Source organism: Synechococcus sp. MU1655 (genome assembly GCF_023630655.1).
Taxonomy (GTDB): Bacteria; Cyanobacteriota; Cyanobacteriia; order PCC-6307; family Cyanobiaceae; genus Synechococcus_C.
In genome coordinates this window covers 1-3923 of record NZ_JAKUHK010000198.1, presented here as the reverse complement: position 1 = coordinate 3923, position 3923 = coordinate 1, and the positions used below count along the sequence as shown (strand labels likewise).

General features: G+C 55.9%; 5 protein-coding genes. All 5 read left to right on the top strand.

Annotation, left to right across the window (positions count from 1 at the left end; translation table 11 throughout):
- A partial coding sequence (locus tag NCN04_RS09130) for a phosphodiester glycosidase family protein (RefSeq protein ID WP_250395880.1) occupies positions 1 to 1608 on the top strand: 1608 nt, incomplete at its 5' end.
- Between the two features lie 22 nt (positions 1609 to 1630).
- Positions 1631 to 1957, top strand: a complete 327-nt coding sequence (locus tag NCN04_RS09125) for an AIR synthase (RefSeq protein ID WP_048347873.1) — start codon at positions 1631 to 1633, stop codon at positions 1955 to 1957.
- 76 nt (positions 1958 to 2033) lie between these two features.
- Complete coding sequence (rpsL, locus tag NCN04_RS09120; protein ID WP_048347872.1) at positions 2034 to 2408, top strand: 30S ribosomal protein S12; 375 nt, start codon at positions 2034 to 2036, stop codon at positions 2406 to 2408.
- A 50-nt stretch (positions 2409 to 2458) separates the two neighbouring features.
- Positions 2459 to 2929: a 30S ribosomal protein S7 gene (rpsG, locus tag NCN04_RS09115; RefSeq protein WP_048347871.1), complete on the top strand. Its 471-nt coding sequence runs from the start codon at positions 2459 to 2461 to the stop codon at positions 2927 to 2929.
- Between the two features lie 77 nt (positions 2930 to 3006).
- A partial coding sequence (locus NCN04_RS09110) for a GTP-binding protein (protein ID WP_250395879.1) occupies positions 3007 to 3923 on the top strand: 917 nt, incomplete at its 3' end.

Genomic DNA, 3923 nt, shown 5'->3' with positions numbered 1-3923 from the left:
TGGCAGGGCCAAGGAGCAACACAACCCAAGCGGCTCTGGCTGCCTCTTGATCTGCTTATTGGGCAGATGGGATTTCAACGTCAATCCGAGATCAGCGGTGAACGGCTCGAGTGGTATGGATTTCAACTGCCTTTGAGCGGTGTGCAACAACGCACCATCGGGGATGAAGTCGCCCTCGACGCGCTGCCCTGGTTCAACGCGCTCGGGGTTCAAGTCAGCCGAACCAAAAACACTCTGAGGGTGGACCTTCCCCAACCCCAACTGAAAACGCTCAGACAAGGCAAAGGAAGCAGCGCGAATCGTCTTGTGATGGACCTCAGCGGGCCTGCCCTCGTTCAGCGCCAGGGCGACGATCTTCTTCTGCAAATAAAGGTAACGCCAGGGCAGGAAGGCCAATTGCGCAGGATTGGCTTGCAAACACGACAGGGGCTGGGCGGGCTGAAACTGCTCGGCCAAGCCAGCAAGCTTTCAACCTTGACCCTTAAGGGACCATGGCGGGTCGTCCTGGACGGCGTTACCCCCACGAAGCCTGCGGCAAGACGGCGCCAATACCAAGCATTTCAGAGGGCGCTACTCGCCCCAGAGATGCAAGATCTGATCAAGAACGGATTGGTTCTCGATCAGCGCGTGGTTCAAGTTGGCGTCAAGCGCCTACAGCTCTACCGAGCGGGCGTTCAACACAACACCTCAACTCTGCTATTACGCCCGCTTGCCCCCAGCCATGCCCAACCCGGCTTGCGCTATCTCAATCAGTTGGCGCAACCTGCCAAAGCACTTGTGGCCGTGAATGGAGGTTTTTTTAACAGGGTTCGCCAACTCCCCCTTGGAGCTGTTCGTCTCGACAACACATGGCTTTCAGGCCCAATCCTCAACCGAGGTGCCATCGGCTGGGACCGCAACGGCCCCCTGATGTTTGGACGGCTGCAATTGATCCAGGAGATGACCGTGACTGGACGACGGCGATGGCCTCTCGGGATGCTGAACAGCGGCTATGTACAACGGGGATTGAGTCGCTACACCAGAGCCTGGGGCCCGACGTATCGCGCACTCAGTGGAGAAGAGCAGGCTTTGACACTCCGAGAAGGACGCGTCGATGCGGTGTACGACCAAGCTGCCCTCGTTCGCGGTGTTCCTTTGCCCTTAAAGGGAGACCTGATCGTTGCCCGTGGGGGAATCGCTCTCCCCGCGAGGGTTGGTGATGGAGTGACCATCAACACCCGGAGCTCAAACCCGTTGGGTGAACGCCCTCAAGTGCTTGGGGGAGGGCCCCTTCTTCTCCAGAAGGGCAAGGTTGTACTGAATGGCCGCCAGGAGGGCTTTAGTCCTGGCTTTCTTGCCGTGTCAGCACCCCGCACCGTTGTAGCTCAAGACAAGGAGCGAATTTGGCTCCTCACCGCAAAGGGCGCCAATGGCAGTGATCCCACCCTCCTGGAAACGAGCCTGGCGCTGAGACAACTCGAGCTCACTGACGCACTCAATCTCGACGGGGGAGGTTCAACCACCATGCTCGTCGCGAATACAACTGTGATGACGGGCCGGGGCATTACTCCGCGCGTACAAAACGGTCTGGGCTTTGTCAGTGAATCAACCAAGGTGCTGGCAAACTGAGCCCATACGCATCCGAATGGCTATGGGCGCCACGTTCTCCATCAGCGCCACCGCTGCGGCGGAACTCGGTCGTCAGGCTGCGGTAGCAGGGACACCAGGTGTGATGCACCTGGACTTGGTATCCGGAAGCTGTGAACAACACGTGATCCGCTTGCGACCTGGGCATCTCGCAGGAATTCCCATGGCGCGAGCAGAAGGAGTCACACTGCACGCGCCGGAGGAGCAACTTCCTCTGTTGGAAGGTCTATGCCTGGATTACCGCGGTGACCTGAGTGGCGGTGGCTTTCTGATCAGCCCTCAGGACAACGTGCGTTGCTGTCTCTGCGGAAGCGCATTTTCTCGCTGTTAAGAAGAAAGGTCGGACGAACCAGTATGGTGACGGATTGTCGAACTAGGTCGGGTCTCCGGCCGCATCCCGACCGTCGATGCCAACCATCCAGCAACTAATCCGTCACGAGCGTCAGACCCTCAAGGCGAAAACAAAATCTCCTGCGCTTAAGGCTTGCCCGGAGCGAAGGGGCGTATGCACCCGCGTGTATACCTCCACACCGAAGAAGCCGAATTCGGCTCTACGCAAAGTGGCCCGTGTGCGCCTCACCTCAGGATTTGAGGTCACGGCATACATCGGTGGCATCGGCCATAACCTCCAAGAACACTCTGTGGTCCTCATTCGCGGAGGACGAGTTAAGGATCTTCCCGGTGTTCGCTACCACATCATTCGTGGAACCTTGGACACCGCTGGTGTCAAGGACCGCCGTCAATCCCGTTCGAAGTACGGCGCTAAGGCGCCTAAAGAGTGATCCACACTCCTTCTAATTTCCTCACCCTGTTTCTCCACTCCTAACGGTTCATGTCACGCCGTAACGCAGCAGTCAAACGTCCGATTCTCCCGGATCCACAATTCAACAATCGGCTCGCCACGATGATGGTGGCCCGGTTGATGAAGCATGGAAAAAAGTCCACCGCCCAACGCATCTTGTCGGATGCCTTTGGAATGATCGGTGAACGCACCGGTGGTGATCCCGTCGAACTGTTCGAAACTGCAGTCAAGAACGCCACTCCACTTGTAGAAGTTCGTGCACGGCGTGTTGGTGGTGCTACTTATCAAGTTCCGATGGAAGTGCGCCAAGAGAGGGGCACAGCAATGGCCCTGCGTTGGCTGGTCAATTTCTCAAGAGCACGTAACGGTCGCAGCATGGCCCAAAAGCTTGCTGGAGAATTAATGGATGCCGCGAATGAAGCGGGTAATGCCGTCCGCAAACGGGAAGAAACTCACAAGATGGCCGAAGCCAACAAAGCATTCGCCCACTATCGCTACTGATCTTCAGTCAACTTGATTAACCCAGGTTGACTTGTAGAGTCACATTCGCCTTTTAACGCCCCACCCCGGAGTATCCTGTGGCACGCGACTTTCCCCTGGAACGCGTCAGAAATATTGGTATTGCAGCCCATATTGACGCTGGCAAAACAACCACCACTGAGAGGATTCTGTTCTACTCCGGTGTCGTGCACAAGATTGGAGAGGTGCATGACGGCGCAGCCGTAACCGACTGGATGGCCCAAGAGCGTGAGCGTGGGATCACGATTACTGCCGCTGCTATTTCCACAAGCTGGAATGATCACCGGATTAATATCATTGATACTCCAGGTCATGTTGACTTCACCATCGAAGTTGAACGCTCCATGCGCGTGCTCGATGGAGTGATCGCAGTCTTTTGCGCTGTCGGTGGCGTGCAGCCGCAATCTGAAACGGTGTGGCGCCAAGCGGACCGTTATTCCGTGCCACGGATGGTGTTCGTCAACAAGATGGACCGCACTGGTGCCGATTTCCTGAAAGTTTTTGGCCAAATCAAGGATCGCCTCAAAGCCAATGCTGTACCCATTCAGCTTCCGATTGGAGCCGAAGGCGAACTCAGTGGAATCATCGATCTTGTCGAGAACAAAGCTCATATCTACAAGGATGATTTAGGCCAAGACATCGAAGTCACCGATGTTCCGGCCGACATGAAAGACGAGGTGGATCAATGGCGAAACGTTTTGATGGAAACGATTGCCGAAAACGATGAAGATCTCATCGAAAAGTTTTTAGAGTCAGGAGAACTTTCGAACTCCGAGCTAAAGCATGGGATCAGGACTGGTGTTCTAAAGCACAATTTGGTTCCCGTACTCTGCGGTTCAGCCTTTAAAAACAAGGGCGTGCAGCTCGTTCTCGATGCCGTTGTTGATTACCTTCCAGCGCCAATCGATGTTCCGCCAATTCAGGGCATTCTTCCGAACGGGAAAGAAGCTGTCCGTCCTTCCGACGACAGTGCTCC

Bases quoted from the DNA above. Each gene is read 5' to 3' on its own strand.
- rpsG (WP_048347871.1), top strand. From the start codon at position 2,459: ATGTCACGCCGTAACGCAGCAGTCAAACGTCCGATTCTCCCGGATCCA.
- NCN04_RS09125 (WP_048347873.1), top strand. From the start codon at position 1,631: ATGGGCGCCACGTTCTCCATCAGCGCCACCGCTGCGGCGGAACTCGGT.
- rpsL (WP_048347872.1), top strand. From the start codon at position 2,034: ATGCCAACCATCCAGCAACTAATCCGTCACGAGCGTCAGACCCTCAAG.